The organism is Pseudomonas sp. SWRI99, from assembly GCF_014270125.1.
Classification (GTDB): Bacteria; Pseudomonadota; Gammaproteobacteria; order Pseudomonadales; family Pseudomonadaceae; genus Aquipseudomonas; species Aquipseudomonas hamedanensis.
The window spans coordinates 206,099-229,136 of the sequence record NZ_JABWQR010000002.1 but is presented as its reverse complement, the minus strand read 5'-3'; the positions used below and the strand labels follow the sequence as shown (position 1 = coordinate 229,136).

At 60.1% G+C, this 23,038-nt stretch carries 25 protein-coding genes and 1 tRNA gene; 15 read left to right on the top strand and 11 right to left on the bottom strand.

All coding sequences use genetic code 11. The features are described from left to right. The 3 genes from HU743_RS02685 (at position 1) to HU743_RS02675 (ending at position 1,677) form a co-directional block, all read left to right on the top strand. A complete protein-coding gene (locus tag HU743_RS02685; protein ID WP_186621907.1) occupies positions 1–762 on the top strand; it encodes an MBL fold metallo-hydrolase in 762 nt (253 codons plus the stop codon). Between the two features lie 28 nt (positions 763–790). Beyond that, positions 791–1,504 carry a phosphoribosylaminoimidazolesuccinocarboxamide synthase gene (gene purC / locus HU743_RS02680; RefSeq protein WP_186646751.1) on the top strand — a complete coding sequence of 238 codons (714 nt, stop codon included), beginning with the start codon at positions 791–793 and terminating at the stop codon, positions 1,502–1,504. Between the two features lie 83 nt (positions 1,505–1,587). Continuing rightward, a tRNA-Ser gene (locus HU743_RS02675) sits at positions 1,588–1,677 on the top strand. 101 nt (positions 1,678–1,778) lie between these two features. Here the strand turns inward: HU743_RS02675 and HU743_RS02670 are convergent. Then, a complete protein-coding gene (locus HU743_RS02670; protein ID WP_186548857.1) occupies positions 1,779–2,540 on the bottom strand; it encodes a hypothetical protein in 762 nt (253 codons plus the stop codon). Between the two features lie 221 nt (positions 2,541–2,761). Then, positions 2,762–2,953: a DUF1508 domain-containing protein gene (locus HU743_RS02665; protein ID WP_095119102.1), complete on the bottom strand. Its 192-nt coding sequence runs from the start codon at positions 2,951–2,953 to the stop codon at positions 2,762–2,764. A gap of 277 nt (positions 2,954–3,230) precedes the next feature. Between HU743_RS02665 and HU743_RS02660 the strand changes: the two genes are divergently transcribed. From HU743_RS02660 to HU743_RS02635, 6 genes are all read left to right on the top strand, one after another. After that, positions 3,231–4,196 (top strand): glycosyltransferase family 2 protein, encoded by a 966-nt coding sequence (locus HU743_RS02660; protein ID WP_186646749.1) that lies wholly within the window; start codon positions 3,231–3,233, stop codon positions 4,194–4,196. Between the two features lie 3 nt (positions 4,197–4,199). Then, the gene (locus HU743_RS02655; protein WP_186646747.1) at positions 4,200–4,910 is read left to right on the top strand and encodes a class I SAM-dependent methyltransferase; all 711 of its coding nucleotides are present in this window, start codon (positions 4,200–4,202) and stop codon (positions 4,908–4,910) included. Continuing rightward, entirely contained in the window at positions 4,907–5,293 is a 387-nt protein-coding gene (locus tag HU743_RS02650; RefSeq protein ID WP_186548849.1) for a GtrA family protein, read from the top strand. Before HU743_RS02655 ends, HU743_RS02650 begins: the two co-directional genes overlap by 4 nt. After that, positions 5,290–7,386: a DUF6311 domain-containing protein gene (locus HU743_RS02645; protein WP_186646745.1), complete on the top strand. Its 2,097-nt coding sequence runs from the start codon at positions 5,290–5,292 to the stop codon at positions 7,384–7,386. Before HU743_RS02650 ends, HU743_RS02645 begins: the two co-directional genes overlap by 4 nt. Before the next feature lie 86 nt (positions 7,387–7,472). Next, positions 7,473–8,393 carry a LysR substrate-binding domain-containing protein gene (locus HU743_RS02640; protein WP_186548845.1) on the top strand — a complete coding sequence of 307 codons (921 nt, stop codon included), beginning with the start codon at positions 7,473–7,475 and terminating at the stop codon, positions 8,391–8,393. A gap of 226 nt (positions 8,394–8,619) precedes the next feature. After that, positions 8,620–8,985, top strand: a complete 366-nt coding sequence (locus HU743_RS02635; protein ID WP_186548844.1) for a 5-carboxymethyl-2-hydroxymuconate Delta-isomerase — start codon at positions 8,620–8,622, stop codon at positions 8,983–8,985. A gap of 3 nt (positions 8,986–8,988) precedes the next feature. Here the strand turns inward: HU743_RS02635 and HU743_RS02630 are convergent, their stop codons facing one another. Both HU743_RS02630 and HU743_RS02625 read right to left on the bottom strand, forming a co-directional pair. Beyond that, positions 8,989–9,924 (bottom strand): LysR family transcriptional regulator, encoded by a 936-nt coding sequence (locus tag HU743_RS02630; protein ID WP_186646743.1) that lies wholly within the window; start codon positions 9,922–9,924, stop codon positions 8,989–8,991. Positions 9,925–10,109: 185 nt separating this feature from the next. Next, on the bottom strand, positions 10,110–11,294 hold the full coding sequence (locus HU743_RS02625) for a cyanate transporter (RefSeq protein ID WP_186646741.1): 1,185 nt from the start codon (positions 11,292–11,294) through the stop codon (positions 10,110–10,112). Between the two features lie 400 nt (positions 11,295–11,694). Here HU743_RS02625 and HU743_RS02620 point away from each other — a divergent pair, with 400 nt between their 5' ends. From HU743_RS02620 to HU743_RS02605, 4 genes are all read left to right on the top strand, one after another. After that, positions 11,695–13,344 (top strand): phosphoethanolamine--lipid A transferase, encoded by a 1,650-nt coding sequence (locus tag HU743_RS02620; RefSeq protein ID WP_186634475.1) that lies wholly within the window; start codon positions 11,695–11,697, stop codon positions 13,342–13,344. Positions 13,345–13,507: 163 nt separating this feature from the next. Continuing rightward, on the top strand, positions 13,508–14,641 hold the full coding sequence (gene rnd, locus HU743_RS02615; RefSeq protein ID WP_186548836.1) for a ribonuclease D: 1,134 nt from the start codon (positions 13,508–13,510) through the stop codon (positions 14,639–14,641). Next, positions 14,638–14,931 (top strand): YcgL domain-containing protein, encoded by a 294-nt coding sequence (locus tag HU743_RS02610; RefSeq protein ID WP_186548834.1) that lies wholly within the window; start codon positions 14,638–14,640, stop codon positions 14,929–14,931. Before rnd ends, HU743_RS02610 begins: the two co-directional genes overlap by 4 nt. Before the next feature lie 105 nt (positions 14,932–15,036). After that, a complete protein-coding gene (locus HU743_RS02605; protein ID WP_186646732.1) occupies positions 15,037–15,969 on the top strand; it encodes a D-2-hydroxyacid dehydrogenase in 933 nt (310 codons plus the stop codon). 168 nt (positions 15,970–16,137) lie between these two features. Here HU743_RS02605 and HU743_RS02600 read toward each other — a convergent pair whose 3' ends face one another. After that, a complete protein-coding gene (locus HU743_RS02600) occupies positions 16,138–16,731 on the bottom strand; it encodes a nitroreductase family protein (RefSeq protein WP_186646730.1) in 594 nt (197 codons plus the stop codon). Between the two features lie 164 nt (positions 16,732–16,895). Between HU743_RS02600 and HU743_RS02595 the strand changes: the two genes are divergently transcribed. Next, a complete protein-coding gene (locus HU743_RS02595; RefSeq protein ID WP_064594159.1) occupies positions 16,896–17,345 on the top strand; it encodes a YcgN family cysteine cluster protein in 450 nt (149 codons plus the stop codon). A gap of 147 nt (positions 17,346–17,492) precedes the next feature. Here the strand turns inward: HU743_RS02595 and HU743_RS02590 are convergent, their stop codons facing one another. The 4 genes from HU743_RS02590 to HU743_RS02575 form a co-directional block, all read right to left on the bottom strand. Further along, entirely contained in the window at positions 17,493–17,870 is a 378-nt protein-coding gene (locus tag HU743_RS02590; protein ID WP_186646728.1) for a DUF2892 domain-containing protein, read from the bottom strand. A gap of 81 nt (positions 17,871–17,951) precedes the next feature. After that, positions 17,952–18,422, bottom strand: coding sequence for an RNA methyltransferase (locus HU743_RS02585; RefSeq protein ID WP_007911337.1), 471 nt, complete (start codon positions 18,420–18,422; stop codon positions 17,952–17,954). 204 nt (positions 18,423–18,626) lie between these two features. Next, on the bottom strand, positions 18,627–18,998 hold the full coding sequence (locus HU743_RS02580; protein WP_007944009.1) for a YajD family HNH nuclease: 372 nt from the start codon (positions 18,996–18,998) through the stop codon (positions 18,627–18,629). Positions 18,999–19,048: 50 nt separating this feature from the next. After that, on the bottom strand, positions 19,049–19,735 hold the full coding sequence (locus HU743_RS02575; protein ID WP_186634486.1) for a hypothetical protein: 687 nt from the start codon (positions 19,733–19,735) through the stop codon (positions 19,049–19,051). An 80-nt stretch (positions 19,736–19,815) separates the two neighbouring features. On the opposite strand from HU743_RS02575, the gene HU743_RS02570 reads away from it, so the two are divergent. Then, positions 19,816–20,100 carry a hypothetical protein gene (locus HU743_RS02570; protein ID WP_186646727.1) on the top strand — a complete coding sequence of 95 codons (285 nt, stop codon included), beginning with the start codon at positions 19,816–19,818 and terminating at the stop codon, positions 20,098–20,100. Here the strand turns inward: HU743_RS02570 and HU743_RS02565 are convergent. After that, positions 20,097–20,570 (bottom strand): cyclic nucleotide-binding domain-containing protein, encoded by a 474-nt coding sequence (locus tag HU743_RS02565; RefSeq protein WP_186646726.1) that lies wholly within the window; start codon positions 20,568–20,570, stop codon positions 20,097–20,099. The genes HU743_RS02570 and HU743_RS02565 overlap by 4 nt on opposite strands. Before the next feature lie 194 nt (positions 20,571–20,764). Further along, positions 20,765–22,819 carry a S9 family peptidase gene (locus HU743_RS02560; protein ID WP_186646725.1) on the bottom strand — a complete coding sequence of 685 codons (2,055 nt, stop codon included), beginning with the start codon at positions 22,817–22,819 and terminating at the stop codon, positions 20,765–20,767. Between the last annotated feature and the right edge of the window lie 219 nt (positions 22,820–23,038).

The following is a 23,038-nucleotide window of genomic DNA, read 5'->3' as shown; positions in this document are numbered from 1 at the left end:
ATGCGTTTTGCCGTTCTCGGCAGCGGTAGCCAAGGGAACGGCACGCTGATCGCCAGTGCTGATACGTATGTGCTGGTGGATTGTGGTTTTTCCCTGCGGGAAACCGAAAAACGCCTGCTGCGCCTGGGTGTGAACCCGGCGCAACTGAGCGCGATACTCGTAACCCACGAACATGCCGACCACGTGCATGGCGTGGGTTTGCTGTCTCGGCGCTACAATCTGCCGGTCTACCTCAGTCGCGGCACACTGCGCGGGATGCGCAAACCGATTGAACCCGCAGGCTTGCTGGCCGGCGGCGAGCAACTGCAGATCGGTGCACTGAACATCGGGGTCATTGCCGTGGCCCATGATGCGCAGGAACCGACCCAGTACGTCTTCAGCGATCATGAACAGCGGCGCTTCGGCCTGCTGACCGATCTGGGGTCCTACTGCGAGCGGGTGCTGGACGGTTATCGGGACCTCGATGCGTTGATGATCGAGTCCAATCATTGTCGCGACATGCTGGCGCGCGGGCACTATCCGTACTTTCTCAAGCAGCGGGTGGGCGGCGAGCTGGGACATTTGAACAACCATCAGGCGGCATTCCTGGTGGCCGAGTTGGGCTGGCAGGGGCTGCAACACCTGGTTCTGGCCCATCTGAGCAGCAAGAACAACCTGCCGCAGCTGGCCCGGCAATGTTTTGTCGACACCCTCGGGTGCGACCCGGACTGGCTGCAACTGGCCGATCAAGATTCAGGGCTCGACTGGCGCCACATCGCCTAGCCCACCTACTTAGCAAGCGGAGCCCATCATGGAAAAACGTGAAGAACTCTACCGCGGCAAAGCCAAATCGGTTTACAAGACCGACGACGCTGACCGCTTGATCCTGCTGTTTCGCAACGACACCTCGGCGTTCGACGGCAAGCGTATCGAACAGCTCGATCGCAAAGGTATGGTGAACAACAAGTTCAACGCCTTCATCATGCAAAAGCTCGAAGCGGCCGGCATCCCGACCCAATTCGACAAACTGCTGGGCGACAACGAGTGCCTGGTGAAGAAGCTCGATATGATCCCGGTTGAATGCGTCGTGCGTAACTACGCCGCCGGCAGCCTGGTCAAGCGTCTGGGCGTCGAAGAAGGCCTGAAGCTCAATCCGTACACCTTCGAACTGTTCCTCAAGGACGACGCCAAGGGCGACCCGTTCATCAACGAATCCCACGTCGTGGCATTCGGCTGGGGCACTGCCGAGCAATTGGCGCGCATGAAAGAACTGTCGCTCAAGGTCAACGAAGTCCTGAGCAAACTGTTCGGCGACGCCGGCCTGCTGCTGGTCGATTTCAAGCTTGAATTCGGCGTATTCAGCGACGGCTCCATCGTCCTGGGTGACGAGTTCAGCCCGGACGGCTGCCGTCTGTGGGACAAGGACACCAAGAAGAAAATGGACAAGGACCGCTTCCGCCAAGGCCTCGGTGACGTCATCGAAGCCTACGAAGAAGTCGCCAATCGTCTGGGTGTACCGCTTTAATCGACGCAAGCATCTGATAGCACGAAGAAATTTTCGAAAGAGGGTTTGCTTTCGGTAGAAGTGTTGTTATGATGCGCGCCGTTGGAGAGATGCCAGAGTGGCCGAATGGGACGGATTCGAAATCCGTTGTACCTTCACCGGTACCTAGGGTTCGAATCCCTATCTCTCCGCCATACATAGAAAAGCCCCGTAGATGAAAATCTACGGGGCTTTTTTGTTTTTGTTCGATGGCTGTCAGCCAACCGGGCGCTGACGTAGCCAGCGCCCACAGCGATCAACGCAAATCGATCTCGCTGAATTTGAGGGTGAGGGTTTCATCATTCAGGTCGTTGAATACAAGCTTGACGGCGGGAGCCTTGGTCAGCTTGCTGTTGCTTTGCTGAAAGATCAGCGTGACCCGCGTCGGAACGTTGCGGATCAGCTGGAACCGCAGCCACGCGCGGTCTTCAACCTGGCCGACTCGAATTGATTCGAACTTTAGCGGGCCACCCGATTCGTCGAAGAGGCGCGTGCTTTCGTCGAAGCGGAAACTGCGATCGACGTTCAGGTTCGTCAGCTCGAATGTACACGTTGGCAACCGGCCGATATTTTCACAGCCATCCAGCTCAATGCGGACGTTGTCCAAGACTTCCATTCGCTTGCCGAGCAGGTTGCTGCCCTCGTTCTCGACGATTTTTGACTGCAGTTTCGCGAATTCGAATGAGGGTTTGGCGTATTCCGTGCCGAGAATAAAAAAACCGAATGAAATACCGGCGATGATCAGAAACTGCAGGCTTCCTCTAATCAGGGGCGTGAAATTGCGAATTTGCCACCCGATCGAAACAGCGCCCAGAAACATGAAGGTACTGACGAGCAAGACGACATTTTTCCAACTGATGAAGCTGAAGCCGAAGACGCTCGGGTCTGGCACGGCGTAGGTGATCAGTGCCCACATGCCGCTGAGTAAAACAGCCAGCCCGGCCATGCCTCGCGTTATAAGGGAAGTGAGTTTCTGTGTCCGGGAAACAGGCGCTGAAAGATCTTGGGGGAGGGTCAACGTTACGAACTCCTTTCGTAGCCTGATCACGTATCCATGAGGGTGACTGTCGGGCCGATGAGACGAAATCCCTGGCGTCAGGGATCGGTGATTTGTGGCAGGTAGCCATTATCCATCTGCAACGGTCTGGGTAAAGTCGTATCTTGGTCGATTGGAAACCTGGCGGGGTGCGGAACGCGATATCTGAGTGCTGCCTACATGGATAGGCAGCACGTTTGCGCTTAGATCTCCTTTATCGGCGTCTCCCCCTGCACAGCCTTGATCAACCCGATCACGTGCAAACAGTCAGCCTTGTTCACATAAGATTCGCCGCTGGCGATGGTCTCGTGATTGCCTGCTCGTAGCCGCCAGCGCCATTGGCCCTTGCCGGTGCTTGGGGTGCCTCTGGATTGTCGGTAAATCTCGAAATACATTCGGTTCGCTCCCTGCGATTTGTCGGTGCAACAGCCTGTGTGGTGCACCGACGCAAGACTAGCCGAGCGAGGTTTTTTGGCTATCGGGGATTTGTTTCCAATCGTTCGCGAATGTTTCTGAAGGGAGCATTCCAGAGCGCGTGGATTGGCCTCTGGATTGGCCAATATGACGCCGTCCGGCGCTTGCAACCGAGAGGACGCTACTGCTTAATACGGGACGGCTCATGGCGTCGGCAAGTGATCGGCGACCGATAAACACTATAAGAAGAGCACTCCTTTGACTGAGCATGGAACGCAGCAGGCCGCTCGGGTGGCGTTGTCACTGGTTGTCCCGGTTTTTAACGAGGAGGACAGCCTCGACCGGTTTCTCGCGCGCATCGATCAGGTCTTTGCGGCGCAAGCGCTGATCGATCTTGAATTGGTGTTTATCAACGACGGCAGCACCGATGCCACCCTTGAGCGTTTGCTTGAGCATCAGCGCCGCGATTCGCGCCTGCGCATCGTCGATTTGAGTCGCAACTTCGGCAAGGAAGCAGCGTTGTCCGCCGGTTTGCAGATGGCGACCGGGCAGGTCGTGGTGCCGATCGACGCCGACCTGCAGGATCCGCCCGAAGTCATCCTGCAGATGATCGAGCGCTGGCGTGAGGGCTATGAAGTCGTACTCGGCCATCGCATCAGCCGCCGCAGCGATACCTGGGCCAAGCAGACGTCGGCGCACTGGTTCTATCGCCTGCACAACCGCATTGCCGAACAGCCATTGCCCGAGAACGTCGGCGATTTTCGTCTGATGGACCGCTGCGTGGTCGATGCTCTGTTGACCTTGCCCGAGTCGCGACGCTTCATGAAAGGCCTGTTTGCCTGGGTCGGCTTCCGCACCACTCACGTCGATTACGAGCGCCCCGAGCGCGTGGCGGGGCACAGCAAGTTCAACGGCTGGCGCTTGTGGAATTTCGCGCTGGAAGGCATCACCAGTTTCAGCACCGAACCGCTGCGGATCTGGACCTATGTGGGCGCTGCGGTGTCGCTGGTGTCCTTTGCCTTCGCCATGTTCATTGTGCTGCGCACGCTGATTCATGGGGTCGACATGCCGGGGTACGCCTCGCTGATGGTTGCCGTGACCTTTCTCGGCGGCCTGCAATTGATCGGCATTGGTATCCTCGGCGAATACCTGGGCCGTACGTATATCGAATCCAAACGCCGACCGGTTTTTCTGGTGCGTCGCGTCTATGACCCGAAGGACTGAAACATGGATCTCAAGGAAACCGACATCCTCGGAGACAGCATCGACGAGCATTGGTATTACTGCTCCAAGGCCGCCGCCACCCGACGGTTGCTGGGCGATCAGCCGATCAGGCGCATTCTTGATGTCGGTGCCGGGTCGGGGTTTTTCTCCCACCATCTGCTGACCCATACCGATGCTCAGGAAGCGTGGTGTGTGGACATCAGTTATCCCGCGGACTCCAGCGCTAGCACCGCGGGCAAACCCGTGCATTATCGTCGCGGGATCGATGCCATCGATGCCGACCTGGTGCTGCTGATGGACGTGCTGGAGCATGTCGATGATGACCTCGGTCTGCTCAAGGCTTACGTCGACAAAGTGCCGTCCGGCAGCCGTTTTCTCATGACCGTGCCGGCGTTCCAGTTTCTGTGGAGCGGTCACGATGACTTCCTTGAGCACAAGCGTCGCTACACCCTGGCGCAATTCGAAACACTGGCCCGTGACGCCGGACTGACGGTGCGGTGCGGCGCCTATTATTTCGGTGCGGTGTTTCCTTTGGCGGCGGCGTTGCGCTTATTGCCGCAAGGTCGGCAGGCAACGGAGCCACGTTCGCAGCTCAAGCGCCATCACCCGTTGGTGAACGCGGCGCTGAAGACGCTTTGCCGGGTGGAGCTGCCGCTGCTGAGTCTGAATCGCCTCGCCGGCCTGAGCGTTTTTGTGCTGGCGCAGAAACCGTGACATCGAGTGAAAAGTCAGCTCTGATCCAGCGTGGTCTGCGTTTCGCGGTGACCGGCTTGTTCGTCACCGCCCTGCATGCACTGGTGGCCGTGCTGTTCATCAATTTTGTTGTCGCGCTGCCGCCCCTCGCCAACGGCGTGGCCTTTGTTGTGGCAACGGTGGTGTCGTATGTGATCAACACCACCTGGAGCTTTTCCGCCCGATTGCAGGGCCGCACCCTCTGGCGTTTCCTCGCCGTGTCGGCATGTGGTTTTGTGTTGGCGATGTTTGTCGCCTGGGCCGCGCAGGTGGCCGGCCTCCACTACGGGTTGGGCATTGGCGCCGTGGCGCTGACCATCCCGGCATTCACCTTTGTCCTGCACAACTTCTGGACGTACCGATGAAGGAATGGAACAAGTCTCCCGCCCTTGCGATTTTGCCGTTGTTATTGGGAGCGCTGGCATTTCTCCTGGTGATCGGCCCGCGCGCACTGGATCCGCAAAACATCGCCTGGCTCGCCGAAGGGGATCCGGCGACGCATTATCTGGGGTGGGTATTTTTCCGTCATTCACCGTGGACATTCCCGCTTGGACTCAATCCTTCCTATGGGATGGAATTGGGCAGCGCAATTATTTTTTCTGACTCCAATCCGTTATTGGCGCTGCTGTTCAAACCGTTCAACCATTGGTTGCCTGAGACGTTCCAGTATTTCGGCATCTGGCTGCTGGCCTGTTTTGTCCTGCAAGCCTGGTTCGCCTGGAAACTGCTCGGTCTGATGACGGCAAACCCGCTGCTTCGCCTACTGGGCGCAGGGCTGTTGGTGTTTTCTCCACCGATGTTTGTCCGTACCGGCGGGCATTTATCCCTGGCCGGGCATTTTCTGATTCTGGCCGCGCTGTACTTCGCGCTACATCCGTCCCTGCAGCGACGGCGTCTGGCCTGGGGCGTCTTGCTGTCGGCTACAGCACTGGTGCACGCCTACTTGTTGGTGATGGTCGCACTGATCTGGGTTGCCGATGTGTTGGGCAAAGTCACGGCCGCCAAATTAACTCGACGGCAGGGGCTGATCGAGTTCGGCGGTCTGTTCGCGCTGGTCAGCGTGTGTTGTTGGCAGGCGGGTTACTTCAGCATTGTCGATGGCGCCGGTGGCGGTGGTTTCGGCTGGTATCGGATGAACCTGCTGGCATTGTTCGACGCCGATGGATGGTCGCTCCTTTTACCGGACATCAAGACGGCCGGCGGCGACTACGAGGGCTTCAACTATCTGGGGCTCGGCGCGCTGCTGCTGTTGCCCTTGGCGGTGTTGGCGTTGTTCTCCGCGCGCATCGACGGCAAGGCGCTGCTGCGCAGTTGTCCATGGCTGGTGTTGGCGATGCTTGGGCTGAGTCTGTTTGCGTTGTCCAATCAGATCGGCGTGGGCCTGCACACGTTCAGTTATCCGCTGCCCAATACCATCGAGGGCCTGGCGAGTATTTTTCGTGCCTCGGGGCGCATGTTCTGGCCGGTGTTCTACGGCATTGTTCTGTTGCTGATCTATCTGGTGGTACGCGGCTACCGGCCGGCCATTGCCATGGCCCTGCTGGCCTTGGCGCTGACCGCGCAAGTGCTCGACACCCGCTTGGCCTGGGCCGGTTTGCGCGCGGCAAAAATGCTGCCGCCGAGCGCCGCCTGGGCCAGTCCGATGCGCGATCCGTTTTGGGCCAGCGCTGCCGCTCACTACCGGAATATTCGCGTGCTGGCGCCGCAGAACCAGGCAGAGCGCTGGCAGGTCATCGCTGATTTCGCCGGACGGCATCGATTGAAAACCGATGCGCTGTACATGGGGCGGGTGAGCCCTTCGGCACTCGCCGAAGCCCAGCGCGAGGCCCGGCGTCGTCTCGAGTCCGGGCAGTATGAGGCCGACTCGCTGTACATCCTTGACGACGACTCCCTCGACCTCGCCAGCAAAACCCTTCGCAGCGATACCGACTTGCTGACTCGGGTCGACGATTTTGTCGTGCTCGCGCCGGGCTGGAAACGCTGCGAGCGGTGCCTGCCGATGGCTGATGAAGGTCGCGCGATTTCCTCACTTGTGCTGAGCCGTCCGGGACTGGTGCACACGTACGATCGCAAGAGTCGGCAATTGGTCAGCGGTTGGGGCGCTTCAGAGACCTGGGGGACCTGGAGCGAGGGGACAGAGGCGCACATTGCGTTACGCGTTGCCCCGCAAACGCAATCGATCGTCATCGAAGCGCTGGCATTCGCCTTGCCTCCTGGCCTCAGTCAACGGGTTATCGTCAGCATCGATGGCGTTGAGGTGCTGTCGACGCGCCTGACCCAGGCTCAGGGCAATCGACTGCAAATCCCCCTGAGCGCGGCAATCCGCCAAACCCTGGCGCAGGACGCTACGCTGAGGCTCCGGATACAGCTTCCGGACGCCGCCAGCCCGCGCAGTCTGGGGGCCAACGATGATGCTCGCGTCATGGGCATCGGTATCAAGACCCTGACCGTGCAATGAGCGCGAGCGGGGCGCGTAAAGGTTAATGGACGCCAGCCCGGCAGCCTTTCTACACTGCGGCTATTCCGGGGAGCAGGGGGCAATGGATGAACCGCAATGAACTACGCAAGGCCGACATCAACCTGATGGTGGTTTTCGAGACCCTGATGCTGGAGCGCAACGTGACCCGGGCGGCCGAGAAACTGTTTCTCGGTCAGCCGACCATCAGTTCGGCGCTCAACCGCTTGCGCACCATGCTCAATGATCCGCTGTTCATCCGCGTGGGCCATCGCATGGAGCCGACGGCCCGTGCCGAAGATATCTACCGCCACCTCAAGCCCGCGCTGGATTCGCTCTCGGTCGCGCTGAGCCTGACCCGTGATTTCGACCCCGCCGTCAGCACCATGACCTTTCGCATCGGCCTGTCCGACGACGTCGAGTTCGGCCTGCTGCCGCCGCTGTTGCGCGCGTTGCGCCAAGAGGCGCCGAACGTGGTGTTTGTCGTGCAGCACGCCGACTACTGGCGAATTCCCGACCTGCTCGCCGCCGGTGACATCACCGTCGGCATCAGTCAGACCCGCGGCCTGCCGGCCAATGCCAAGCGTAAATTGCTGCGGCACATCCAGCCGAGCATCCTGCGTGCCGACGCCAGCGAGCACCCGCTGACCCTCGATGAATATTGTGCGCGTCCGCATGTGCTGGTTTCCCACACGGCCAACGTCAGCGGTTACGCCGATGAGTGGCTGGCAGAGCTGGGCCGAACTCGTCAGGTGGTGTTGTCGGTGCCGCAATACAGCGCATTGCCAGCGCTGCTGGCCGGCACGGACCTGATTGCCAGCCTGCCGGATTACACCGCCGCGGCGATGGCGGCTTCGGGGCTGCTGTTCAAGGAGTCGTTTCCGTTCAAGACGCCTATGCTGGACCTGTCGATGGTCTGGCTCAGTCACGTCGACAGCGACCCCGCCGAGCGCTGGCTGCGTTCGCGCCTCGAAGCCTTTATGAGCGAACGGCCGCTGATTGCGTCCTGAATTCAACACGACTGAGTCCTGTGGCGAGGGGATTTATCCCCGTTGGGTCGCGCAGCGCCCCCAAAAAAATCGGGTCTGCTGCGCAGCCCAGCGGGGATAAATCCCCTCGCCACAGGGCGCACTCCTACAGGAACGGTGCCGGGCTCGCGGCAATAATCCGTCGCAAACAGCAGGACAACGTTGTGCTATATGTACACCCTTTCTGCCCATTGAATGGAGATCTGCAATGCCACACCTGCACATGGAATACACCGCCAACCTGCCGCAGTTGAACGCCGACGTTGCGTTGATCCGGCTCAATAACACGTTGGTGGGGTCCGGTCAGTTCGGGGCGGAATTCGATATCAAGAGCCGCGCGGTCAAGGTCGAGACCTTCAAGGTGGGCACGGCCATGGGCGAGCGCGCGTTCATTCACGTGAAGCTGGCGCTGCTCAGTGGTCGTTCGCCGCAGATCAAAAAACAGTTGTCGCAAAGCCTGCTCGCCGTGTTGCAGGACCTCTGCGAATGGCCGGCCGGACTTGAAGTGCAACTGTGTGTCGAACTGGTCGACATCGATCGCGAGTCCTACAGCAAAACCGCAATCGGCGTTTGAGGTTCAGGCCGCGTCCAGCTCGCTGCACACCTTGATCACCTGCTCGCGCAGCCAGACGTTGGCGCTGTCCTGATCGGCGTTCTGGCTCCACTGCATGTCGAGGGTAAAGCCCGGCAAGCCGTTCGGCGCTTCGCAGTGATTGAACACCGCCTCGTTGGTCAGCAAGCGCTGGATCCGTCGCGGCAGGGTGAGAATAAAGTCAGTGCCGGTGATCATCTTCAACGCGGCGCTGTAACTGTTGGAGCGGGCAACAATCTGGCGTTTCTGCGCCTGCCGCGCCAGCCAGCCGTCGACCATGTTGGTGGTCGACAGCCACGGCGTCGGGAACACATGGCGACGCTCGGTGAACGCTTGCAGGCTCAGGCGTGGTTCCAGCGGCGTGGCGCGTTTGTCGAAGACACAGACCAGATCATCTTCCAGCAGCCTGCGCGATTTCAGATCGGCGTGGTGACGATGGAAGTTGGGGCCGAAACTGATCACCAGATCGAGGCTGCCATCGCGCAACTCATCCGCCGGCACATCGGTTTCAAACTTGTGCACGTTGACCATCACCGGCAAGTCATCGAAGTCGAAACGCTTCAACAACCGCGGCAGGATCAACTGCTCGAAGTATTCCGGGGCGCAGATGTTGAAGGTGACTGCCTGTTGCGTGGGGTCAAATGTCGGCGCCCCGGCGTGGCACAGGTTGATGCTCTCGAGGATTTTCTGCACATGGCCGTACATGCTGCTGGCCTTGTAGGTCGGGCGCATGCCGGTGCGGGTATTGATGAACAGTTCGTCTTCGAAACTGGTGCGCAGTTTCTTCAGGCAATAACTGACGGTGGACTGACTGACAAACAGCGTTTCCGACACATCGGTGACGCTGCTCTGCTCATACACGGCGATAAACACCATGAGGTCCTGCATGTCGAGCTTTCGAAGCAAGTTACTGTTCAGCATCCGTTCCGTCTCGCTGTGCTCCTTGCGCCGATACCGCGCAAACGTGTGCGAACGATCCTAGCGGAACGATGGTGCCAGGAGAAACCCCTGTAGGACATTTCACGGACAGTTGTGAGACAGAAACTTTTAGTAACACGACGTCATCGAACAAAGCGCTAAAACATGGCCAGAGGCCTGCAGCCGGATCAGCGAAAGTGTCGCCGGTAATGCCGTGGATCGAAGCGCAGCGTCATCAGCAACATCACCACCATCACCAGGGTCAACGACCACCAGGCCCATTCGAAACTGCCCAGTCGATCACGGATCAGTCCGGCCAGTAGCGGCGACAGGCCGGCAATCAGGTAACCGATGCCTTGCACAAACGCGGTCAGGCCACCGGCGCGTTGCGGATCGTCGAGGTGGTCGAGCGAGACGATCAGGCTCATCGGAAACAAGCCGCCGATGCCCAGGCCCAGCAGGCACGGCCACAGCAGGCTGAGGGATTGCGGACTCAGGATCAGGCCACAGAATCCGCCGATGATCAGGCCGAGCAGCGCTGCCAGCACCCAGCGTCGATCGCGGCTGCGATTGGCGATGGCGGGCACCACCAGGCCGGAAATTACCTCCATGGCGGTCAGAAAACCCAACAGCAGGCCGGCGTTTTGTTCGCTCCAGCCGTTCTCCACGTAGTACGGCGCGAGCCAGGCCAGCACACAGGTGTAGGACGCCGTTCCGAGACCGAAAAAGATCGCCAGCAGCCAGGCGCGGGCATTGCTGAACAGGGCATCCTGGCGGGACGCCTTCGCCGTGGGCCGCGTCAGGTTGTGGCGTTGCGACCAGACGAACAGCAGCGCGAGCAAGGCCAGCGCCGCCCAGATCGCCAGGCCGCTGCGCCATTGCCCGGTGTGCGCCAGCACCAGCGGTGCGAACGAGGCGGCAATCGCCGCGCCGCCCATGATCGAGGTGACATACAACCCCATGCACAGCGCAACGCTGTCGGGGAAGCGCGACTTGATCAAGGCCGGCATCAGCGCCTGAATCAGCGCGATGCCCAGACCCGCCAGCACCGCGCTGGCGATCAACTCGGCGGCCGAGTCGACCAACAGGCGCGACAGGGTTGCCAAGCCGATGATCAGCAATGACAGCAACAGCGTTCGCTGTTCGCCCAATCGGCGAGCGATGCCGAGGCCGACAAACATCGCCAGCCCCATGGCCATCACTGGCAGCATGGTCAGCAGCGACGCGACACCAAAGCTCAACGCAATGTCGCCGCGAATCGCCGAGAGTAACGGCCCGACCGCTGCCATCGAAGGACGCAGATTGAGCGCGACCAGCATGATGGCGAGCATCAGCCAGACAGCGGGGCGGGCGGTGGTGCGTACGGTTTCCATCTTCGGGCCTTTGAACAGGAGGCCGACGATTAGGCGCGGCGAGCGCTGGCGCAAGCAAATCAGAAAATCTTGAGCCGTATCTAAGAATCCGATATCACACCGTCCCCATGTAGGAGCGGGCTTGCTCGCGATAGCAGTCGGTCAGTCACCACTACCTTATCTGAACCACCGCTATCGCGAGCAGGCTCACTCCTACAAGGAACTGTGAACGGTCCTGAACTGAATAAAACCTGAACCATTCTCAAATAGTTGCAAAGTTTCATTTTATTACCTCGCTCCAACTAATCATTGGCATCTTTTTCACGAAAAATTGATCCGCGCCTGCCTAAAGTTTGTCATGCCTCGGTGAATGAAATTTTCACAATTAACGAGACTCTTCTTTCAGGAACTGTCACTCATCATGTTGAAGTTAAAAGCCGTGCGCCCGGAATGGGTGACGTTGATCGCCAGTGCCTTTCTGTTGCTCGGTTTCAATTTCGTGCTCTGGCAGCACCTGACCGACATCACCGGCACCGATGGTAAAGGGATTGCCCTGCGCGTGGCGTTTGCGGTGATGATCTTTGCCGCGTTCAACCTTGTCCTGACGGTGCTGGCTGTTCGACCGCTGCTCAAACCACTGCTGACCGCGATCTTTCTGGTCAGCGCGGGTGTCGCGTATTTCATGAGTCAATATGGCGTCATGATCGATGCCGGCATGTTTCGCAACTTTGCCGAAACCAATGTGACGGAAGTGCGCGATCTGCTCTCGTTAAAGTTGCTTGCTTATATTGTCTTGCTCGGAGTTTTACCGTCCTGGTTATTATGGAAAGTACCGGTCGACTATCGCCGCTGGCACCGTGAGCTATTAAGTAAGGTGATTGTCAGTGTCGCCTCGGCAGCGGTGATTGGGGGTGTCGCGCTCGCCAACTATCAGGGCCTGTCCTCACTGTTTCGCAATCACCACGAAATACGTTTGATGTTGGTGCCGAGCAACTACATTGGCGCGTCCGTTGGCTACCTGCGTGAGCAGGTCGTCTCGGCACAGCAACCCTTCGTTAAAATCGGTGAAGATGCCCAGCGTAATCCCGAGGTGAAGCTGCAACCGCGTCGCTCCCTGACCGTACTGGTGGTGGGTGAAAGTGCCCGTGCGGAAAACTTCGGCATTCTTGGTTATCACCGCGACACCACGCCGCAACTGGAAAAGGAAGCCGGGCTCATTGCTTTTACTGATGTGCATTCCTGTGGCACGGAAACCGCCGTTTCGGTGCCTTGCATGTTTTCCAACATGGGGCGCAAGAACTACGACGCGAGCAAGGCGAAGAACGAAGAAGGCCTGCTTGATGTTCTCCAGCGGGCCGGGATCGACGTGATCTGGCGCGATAACCAATCCGGGTGCAAAGGCACCTGCGATCGGGTGACGGTCCAGGATGTCAGCAACCTGAAAGATCCGGCGCTGTGCGCCAACAGTGAATGCCGCGATGAAATCCTGCTGCAAGGGCTACAGAGTTTTATCGATCACCTGGACAAAGACACCGTCCTGGTCCTGCATCAGATGGGCAGCCATGGCCCGGAATACTTCAAGCGTTATCCGAAGGAGTACGAACACTTCACGCCGGTGTGTGAAAGCAACGCGCTGAACAATTGCAGCCGTGACAGTATCGTCAACGGTTACGACAACACGCTGGTGTATACCGATCATGTGCTGTCGAGCCTGATCGATGTGTTGCGCAGCAATCAGGACAAGGTCGATACCGCCATGTTGTATCTGTCGGATCACGGCGAATCCCTGGGCGAATACAACCTGTTCCTGCACGGTACGCCTTACATGCTGGCGCCGGAGCAACAAAAGCATGTGGCGATGCTGGCGTGGTTCTCCGACAGCTATCAAAAGGCTTATTCGGTCGACACTCACTGTTTGCAGATGAGCCGCGACAAACCGCTGAGCCAGGACAATCTGTTCCATTCCATGCTTGGCCTGCTGGAGGTGCGCAGCAAGGTGTACGAGCCGGATCTGGACCTGTTCGCCGGTTGCCGCGGCGCGGTGATCGACGGCGTGCTGGCCACGGAGTGAGGGGTTTTCGGCCCGTGACGTCGATGCGGCGGGCTTTTCCATTCTGGCTGTCAGACTATTCTTGCTGACAGGCAAGACATTTCCTTACAGCTCTTGCCCTTCAAAGGCGCGTAAATCGCCGGTGGCGATATATACTGCGCGCCATTCTTCAAGGGAGAGCCGTGTGGCTATCGATATTCACTGGATTCGCGACAACGAAAGCCTCGCGCAGTTTTGCGCCGAGTGGCAGCAACTGCCGTTCGTTGCCCTCGACACCGAATTCATGCGGGTCGACACCTTCTACCCGATTGCCGGCCTGTTGCAGATCGGCGACGGCAAACGCGCCTACCTGATCGATCCGTTGACCATCAATGCCTGGCAGCCGCTGGCCGCGTTGCTGGAAAACCCGGCAGTGCTCAAAGTGCTGCACGCCTGCAGCGAAGACCTCGAAGTGCTGTTGCGCCTGACCGGCAGCCTGCCGGCGCCGTTGTTCGACACGCAATTGGCCGCGGCTTACCTGAACCTCGGTTTCTCGATGGGCTATTCGCGGCTGGTGCAGGAAGTACTCGGCATCGACCTGCCCAAGGGCGAGACCCGCTCCGATTGGCTGCAGCGTCCGCTGTCTGACACGCAGATCAGCTACGCCGCCGAAGACGCCGTGCACCTAGCCGAAGTGTTCGTCGAGCTGCGTCCCCGACTGTCCGACGACAAGTTCGCCTGGGTACTGGAGGACGGCGCCGAACTGGTCGCCAACCTGCGTCGCGAAACCGATCCGTACGAGGTCTATCGCGAAGCCAAGCTGGCGTGGAAACTGTCCCGTGCGCAACTGGCCGTGCTGCGTGAGCTGTGCGCCTGGCGTGAACGCGAAGCCCGCGCTCGCGATTTGCCGCGTAACCGTATCGTCCGCGAACATTCGTTGTGGCCCCTGGCCCGCACGCAGCCGGATAATCTCGCGGCGCTGGGCAAGATCGAAGACATGCATCCGCGTACCGTGCGTCAGGACGGTCAGTTTCTGCTTGATCTGATCAAGCGCTCTGGCAGTGTGGGGCCTGATCAATGGCCGCCCGCCGTGCCGGAGCCTTTGCCGATCGAAGCGGCGGCACTGATCAAACAACTGCGCGCATTGGGTCAGGCCGAGGCCGAGCGCCTGGGCATCGCCCCGGAACTGATGCTGCGCAAGAAAACCCTCGAAGCCCTGGTCAAAAGCGGCTACCCCGAGGGTCCTTACCAATTGCCCGATTCGCTGCGTGGCTGGCGCCGCGAATTGCTGGGTCAGAAGCTGCTCGACAGCCTGGCCACCGCCGGAGAACAGCCTTGAAACGTATTTGCTCCATCTACCAAAGCTCCAAGCGCAGCGGCATGTACCTTTATGTGCTTAAAAGCGATGCGCTTGAGCGCGTGCCCGAAGCGCTGATGCTGGCCTTCGGCAAAGCCAGACACGCTTTTGACCTGGTGCTGTCGCCCGAGCGCAAACTCGCCAGCGAGGACATCGTCGTGGTCCTGGAAAACCTCGACAAGCAGGGCTACCACCTGCAAATGCCACCGGCAGAGGACGAGTACATCGAGCACTTGCCCGAAGAGTTGCTGCGACGCAACGACCCGGTCTGATCCGCGAGGCCCTGTTCTGGGCCTCGGTTAACCCTGGAACTGTTTTTACCGCGATGGCCGCCCTGAGTCTGGCGGCCGTCTGCTCGGTTTGCGAAAGGTTTGAAGATGCGCGTTCTGATTGCCGAACACGACCACGCGATATACGCCCGGCTGCTGCGTCAGGCACTGCCTGAAGTTGAAGTCCTGACCAGCGGCGATTCCGCCGAGCTGGCCCGTCAGGCCGCCGATTGCCCGGTGTGGCTGGGCCAGCCGGATCTGCTGGCCACCCTGTTGCGTCAGGGCCATCAACCGCAATGGCTGCAATCGACCTGGGCTGGCATCACGCCGTTGCTCGCCGACGGTTTGCGCCGCGATTACCGCTTGACCCGCGCGGTGGGGATTTTCGGTCAGGTCATGGCCGAGTACGTCCTCACTTACATTCTCGGCCACGAGCGCGAAGTACTCGCGCGACTGGTCAGCCAGGTCGAGCGCAAGTGGGACAACCGCAGCGGCCAGAGCCTGGCCGGGCGCAAAGTGCTGATCGTCGGCACGGGCGACATCGGCCAGAGCGTGGCGCAATTTCTGTTGCCGTTCGGCATCGAGTTGTACGGCATCGCCAGCAGTGCCCGGCAACAGGCACCGTTTGTCGAAGTCGGTTCGATGGCTGATCTGCCGCGACTGGTGGGCGAGGTGGATTATGTGGTCAATCTGTTGCCCAACACCGAACACACCCACGATATCTACGACGCGGCGCTGTTCAGGCAATTCAAGCCGACCGGGTTGTTCATCAATGCCGGGCGCGGTGTCGCCGTGGTCGATGCCGATCTGGTCGAGGCGTTGAAAGAAGGGCACCTGGCGGGCGCGGTGATCGACGTCTGCCGTCAGGAGCCGTTGCCACAACGCCATCCGTTCTGGACCGCCTGGGGCTTGCTGCTGACCGGGCACAGCTCGGCGCCGACGTCACCGGCGTTGATGGTGGATTTGTTTGTGCAGAATCTGAAAGCGTATGAAGCGTGTGAGGCGTTGCGTGGGGAAGTGGATTTTACCCGCGGCTATTGATCGACCGCCCGTCCCATTGTGGGAGCGAGCCTGCTCGCGAAGAGGGCGCTGATCGTTCCCACGCTCCGCGTGGGAATGCAGCCGGGGACGCTCTGCGTCCCATTGGAACGCGGAGCGTCCCGTGAGGCACTCCCACGCGGAGCCTGGGAACGATCAGCCACTACGGTCTCAGAGGGTGAAGTCGCCTTCCGCCACCAGTTCGCTCAACGGACGACGCGGACTCGGCGTTTCACGGGCTTGCAGGTACTCCGCCAGCGTTGCCTTGTCACCCAGTTTGCCCACCGCCACCATTGCGTGCAGGGCGTACTCCTGGGGAATGTTCAGTTCCTGGCGGGTCAACTCCTGATCGAAACCGGCCATGCCATGGGTGTGCCAGCCGCTGAGGCTCGCTTGCAGCGCCAGATGGCCCCACGCCGAACCGGTATCAAACGTGCTCCACAGTGCCGGGGTTTCTTCGGTCGCGCCCGGTGCGGTGAAGGTGGTTTTGGAAATGACGATCACCAGCGCCGAGGCGTGCTGCGCCCAGCTGCGGTTGAACTCATTGAGCAGGCCCAGATAACGCTCCCAGTTCGGTGTATCGCGACGTGCGTAGAGAAAGCGCCACGGCTGCGAGTTGTACGCCGACGGCGCCCAGCGCGCAGCTTCGAAGAAGCTCAGCAGGGTTTCTTGCTCGATCGCTTCGCCGGTGAAGGCACGCGGCGACCAGCGGTCTGTGAACTGCGGGTGAATGGCGTAATCGGCAACGCGAGGGTTGGCACTCATGCACGGATTCCTTGCAACGGTTGGATAAGAAGTTCGTCGAAAAACCCTACTGGGCGGCGCCGGGGCTGACAAGCGGATTTACCGACAGTCGCCAACGCTTGGCCCCCGCGTTCGCTGGCACTAGACTGGCCGCCTTTTCACCACCTGATGTTGATGCTTGAGCCATGGCCGCCAAAGTCGAACCGTTCTGGATACGTAAAACCCTCGATCAACTCGACCACGAGGAATGGGAATCGCTGTGCGACGGCTGTGGTCTGTGCTGCCTGCAAAAACTTGAGGATGAGGAAGACAACAGCGTCTATTACACGCGCATCGCCTGCAAACTGCTGGACCTGAAAACCTGTCAGTGCAGCGATTATCCGAACCGCATGCAGTTCGTTCCGGATTGCATCCAGCTCACCCCGGGGCAGGCTGAAGAATTCAAATGGCTGCCGCCGACCTGCGGTTATCGTCTGGTCAGCGAGGGCAAGGATCTGCCGTTATGGCATCACCTGGTGTGTGGCGACCGCGACGCGGTGCACCATGAGCGGATTTCCCAGTCCGGACGCATGCTTGCCGAAGGCAGCGTGCCGGAGGATGACTGGGAAGATCATCTGATCTTTCGCGCGGGCTGACATTCTCTCGCTTCAGTCAGATCGCTATCGCTGGCAAGCCAGCTCCCACAAGTTTTTGCGGCGTGCATCCATTTCGGGTACAACCCAAAACCCTGTGGGAGCTGGCTTGCCAGCGAAGAGGCCATCAGCGGCGCTACAGATCCCGGATCAAACCCCGGCTTTCGGCGAAGCCAGCGAATCATTGCCGGTGACGGTTGCCGTTTCGGTGGCCACCTCGGCATTGGTTTTCAGCTTGTTCAGCTCTTCCCCGGCCCGCTCGATTTTCGCTCGCACGTTATTCATGTCCTGACGGCTTTTCTCCAGCAGACTCTTCGCCGAACAATGGCCGGTAATGCCACGGGCCACCGCCATGCCGCCGAGCGCGACCTGAATCAAGCCGAACACGCCGCCGCGGCGCAGGCCCTTGCCGAGCATGATCACGCCGCCAGTCAACGAACCAATGCGTTCCCAACCGTGGACGTTCTGCTGCGATGGCGTCTGAAACGGGGTGGTTTCGATGCGTTCAACGCGTTTGAGCTCGCTCATGATCTATCTCCAGGCAGTGTGCGATTGATAGATAAGCTGACTGCCGGGGCGCTCAGCTCGTTCCATCGGATGTGCGGCGTTTCAGCGGAATTTTGGCCCGGAGCGGGTGTTCAAGCCCTTGGCCATGCGGTCGTAGAGCACGACGTTGACCGTGGCGGCGAGGTTCATGCAGCCGGTGGTCGGGATGTACACGACGTCTTCGCACCAGTCGCGAATCTCTTTATCCAGCGATCCGTCTTCAGGGCCGAAGATATACAAGGCGCGGTCGGGGTGGGTGTATTCCGGCAGCGGGCGGGCGCCTTCGACCAGTTCCACGGCCACGGGCACGCAGTTGAGCGGAAGAATCTTCTTCAGGTCGTCGATGCCGATCAACGGGATGTCGTAGTGCACGCGTTTGGTGTCGGTGACGAAGTCGGCGGCGCGTTCATAACGCTTGCCAGTGTAGAACACCGACGCCACGCCGTAGCAGCCTGCGGCGCGCATCACCGAACCGACGTTCTCCGGTGATTTGGGGTTATACAAACCAATGCAGCTGTACCGTTTGTCTGCCACGAGCGGGGTGCCTTCGGGAAAAAGAGGGCGATTATACGGGGATTGGGGGAGGGCGGGCAGACTTGAGATCTGTGGTGTCTGCTCTGGCCCTATCGCTGGCAAGCCAGCTCCCACAGGTATCTCGGGCGTTCACAAAATTTGTGAGCGAACAAATCATTGTGGGAGCTGGCTTGCCAGCGATGGGGCCAGTTCAGCCGATGAAGATCAGTCTTCTTTTTTCATCAACCCGGCAAGGGCCGCAAACGGATTATGCGTCGCCTTGGCAATCTTCGGCGTGCTCAGCGAGCCCTCGCCGAAATACTGCTGGTCGGTATAACGCGAATGTTCATTGTCGTGGCAGTACAGGCACAACAGCTCCCAGTTCGAACCGTCCTGCGGGTTGTTGTCGTGGTTGTGGTCGCGATGATGCACGGTCAGTTCGCTCAGGCGCTTGCCGGAAAATTCACGGGCGCAGCGGCCGCACACGTGCGGGTACATTTTCAGGGCCTTGTCGCGGTAGCCCATTTCCTTGTCGCGCTGATTGTCGGCAAGGATGCGATCCAGTTTCGACGTGTTGGTGGGGGTGGACGAACTCATGGGTTCACCTTTGTAAAAAAGACGGATGACGGTTATGCGCAGAGTTTAGCTCAGCCCTTGAGCTTCTCGGCAATCCAGATCGTGTGCCGTGTGCCCTTGTTACCGTGGGCGAAGACCTGGACTTCTTCGGCCTTGAAACCGGCCTTCTTCAATTTGTCGGAAAATTGCCGGTCGGCGCTGGCCGACCACACGGCGAGCACGCCTTTGGGGCGCAGTGCCTTGGCACAGGCATTCAGGCCGGCGGCGGAATACAACCAACTGTTGGCTTTCTGGGTCAGGCCTTCGGGGCCGTTGTCGACATCGAGCATGATCGCGTCAAAGCCGCTCGGCTCGCTTTGCAGCACGTTGGCGACATCGTCCTGACGGATCACCGTGCGCGGATCGAGCAGCGGACGACCGGACTTCTCGCCGAGCGGACCGCGATTCCACTCGACCACGCCGGGAACCAGTTCGGCGACGACCACTTCGGCGGTCTTGCCCAAGTGCTTGAGCGCCGATGCTAGGGTGAAGCCCATGCCCAGCCCGCCGATCAGCACGCGCGAATTCGGCCGCCCGGCGACCTTGCGGCACGGAATCTCGGCCAGTGCGTCTTCCGAACCGTGCATGCGCGTATTCATCAGTTGCCCGCCGTCGCCGCCCTGGATCTTGATGACGAAATCCTCGCCATATTCGAACAGGCACAGGGCACCGCCGCTTTCAGGGATCGGCGTGGTGTCGAGCAGAACGAAACGTTTCATGGAAATCTCTACAAGGGGGGAAGGCAAGCAGGCGCGTTGGGAGTAGCCTGAACACAGACTAAGGCCAAACGGAGCCCTTGATGAAGCGCACCATTCTAACGGTCATTACCCTGGCCGCGCTCGCGATTACTGCAGTGCAGGCCCAGCAAAGCATTCCGGTCAGCCCGACGCCGCAGCCCGGCTCGCCCGGCACCGCGACGCCCACTCCGTATCCACAGATCACCCCGATTACCCTGCCCAAGTCGGGCGCCGGCAGTGGCAGTCCGCCGCTGGTGCCGATCGAAATGCCCAGCCCGCCGAGCAAGGATCAGCCGGTGCCGGGCCTCGAGCCGAACAGCGGCAAGGCCAAATCCCCTGGCGGCTAAACCTGCTGCGCGGCCAATTGACCGTCGGCCATGCGCAGGCGCCTGGACAGCGAGACGGCAAGGGCGCGGATGATCTTGGCGGCAATCTTCGGCGCGTCGTTGAGCATTTTTTCCAGCGAGTCCTTGCCCAGGTTCAGTAACTGACAGTTGCTCGCGGCGACGCAGGTGGCCGAACGGCGTTCGCCATCGAGCACGGCCATCTCACCGAAGGCGCGGCCACTGCGCAGCGTGGCCATGGTGATGACCTGACCGTCGGCGCCGGTTTTCTGCACGGCGACCTGCCCGGTGTGGAGGATGCACATGAAGCTGCCGGCATCGCCCTCACGGAAAATCGCCTCGCCTTCAGCCACCGTGCTGATGCTGAAATAGCCGGACGCCGCCGCGAAATCGGCCAGTTGCAATTGATCGAACAGGCCACAGTCCATCAGCCAGTCGCGGATTTCGTTGTTCAGTAGAGTCGGTTCTGACATGTCGATGCGGTCTTTTGGATTTCACATTTTTAGGCGTTACACAGTCCCTTGTAGGAGTGAGCCTGCTCGCGATAGCGGTGTGTCATTCAAAATCACTTTGGCTGACACACCGCTATCGCGAGCAGGCTCACTCCTACATTGGATCTTCGGTGGCTCGGGTCTGGTGTTAAGACCCAAGCCACCGACAGAGTTCCTCAGGCAATCCCCAAAACCTTGAACACAAACGCATATTCGAGCGCTACGTCACGTAATCCCTGATAGCGCCCGCTCATCCCGCCATGGCCTGCGCCCAGCTCAGTCTTGAGCAACAGCAGATTGTCGTCGGTCTTGGTCGCGCGCAGTTTTGCCACACATTTGGCCGCTTCCCAATACTGCACGCGGCTGTCGTTGTAGCCGGCGATCACCAGCATCGGCGGATAATCCTGCGCGGTGACGTTTTCATACGGCGCATAAGCCTTGATCCGATCATAGACCTCCGGTTCTTCCGGGTTGCCCCATTCGTCGTATTCAGTCACGGTCAGTGGCAGTTCGGGGTCGAGCATGGTGTTGAGCACATCGACGAACGGCACTTCGGCAATCGCCACGCCGAACAGGTCCGGACGCTGATTGAGTACCGCGCCAATCAGCAAACCCCCGGCGCTGCCGCCGCTGATCGCCAGTTGTTCCGCTGTGGTGATGCCATTGAGAATCAGAAACTCGGCGCAGGCGATGAAGTCGCTGAAGGTGTTGTGTTTGTGTTCCTGCTTGCCGGCGCGATACCAGGCTTCGCCCAGCTCACCGCCGCCCCGCACGTGGGCAATGGCGAACGCCATGCCGCGATCCAGCAAGCTCAGGCGCGCGTGGGAGAACCATGGATCGAGGCTCGAACCGTACGCGCCGTAACCGTACAGGTACAGCGGCACCGCTTGACCGACCATCTCGCGTTTCATGACCAGGCTGATCGGCACCTGCGTGCCGTCCGGGGCGCTCGCCCACAGGCGCTGGCTGACGTAGGCATCGGCGTCGAACGGGCCGAGGACCGGAGTTTCCTTGAGCACGGCTTGCTCGCCAGTGGCGAGGATCAACTGACGCACCTGGGCCGGACGATTCAACGCTTCGTAGCGCAGGCGAATGCGATCACTCTCGAATTCCAGGCTGTTCTGCACATAAAGGCTGTAGGCCGCGTCCGGCAATTGCACGCGATACGGCGCCAGCCCCTGCGGGTGAACCTCGATGATCGGCAGGCCACCTTCGCGCAGGCTCAGCGTCATGGCCCGGGTGTTGAGGCTGACGCCATCGAGCATTACCTCGTCGCTGTGCGCGATCAGGTTCTGCCAGTCGGCCTCGCTCGGCGGCACACCGGTATCCGGCGCCTGATACAGGGCGAAGTTGATACCGTCGCGGTTGGTGCGGATAAACCAGGTCCACTCGCCGTCGAGCAGGCCGTGGTCGACATCGTATTCGTGATCCTCAACCCGTGGCGCCAGGCACGTGAACGGCAGGTGCGGCTGATTGGCGTCCAGTACCCAGACTTCGCTGGTGGTCTTGCTGCCCAGCGACAGCAGCAATTGCTGCTCGGAGCTGGCGCGATAGCAGTGCAGGAAAAAGCGCCCGTCCGCTTCGTGGAAGACTTCTTCGGCGGCGGTGCCATCGAGGCGGTAGCGGAACAACTTGTGCGGGCGGTGGGTGTCGTCAAGCACGCCGAAAAACAGGGTCAGGCTGTCGTTGGCCCAAGTCATGCTGCCGTCGCAGTCTGCGAATTCGAGTTCGCTGACCTTGTCGCTGGCCAGTTCCTTGACGAACAGCGTGTAGACCTCATCGCCCGAGGCATCGACGCTATAGGCCAGACGCTGGTGATCGGGGCTGATGCTGAACGCGCCCAGCGAAAAGAAGCCACCGTTGGCCAGCTCATTCGGGTCGAGCAGCAGTTGCTCGCGGCTTTCGTCCAGCGTCAGGCTGTCGTCCGCCGGACGCGGGCAGCGGTAATGCCGAGCGTATTCGTCACCGGCCGTGGTACGCGTGTAATAGAGATACGGCCCCCACGGCGACGGCAGGGACAGGTCGGTTTCAAGAATCCGCCCCTTGATCTCTTCGAACAGGCGCTCGCGCAACTCGGCCTGATCGGCGGTCTGCGCCTCTTGATAAGCGTTTTCGGCCTTGAGGTACTCAAGCACCGCGTCGGTGTCGCGTTCCTGCAGCCAGGCATACGGGTCGACGCCGGCGGCCCGGTGGGCAATCGGGGCAGTGATGGCATTGGCGGATTGGGGCATGGAAGGCTCTCGGACAATAATCGGAATCAGGTTTTTCGCGGGTCTTGAAAGCGCCGCAGCCCTTGTGGGAGCGAGCCTGCTCGCGAAAGCGGACTGTCAGTTGAAACATCGTAGCCTGACACACCGCTTTCGCGAGCAGGCTCGCTCCCACAGGGATCGCAGCGGACTCTCTGGTATTGGGACAAGCCGCATGGGCGAAAAGTCGTTACTATAAGCGTC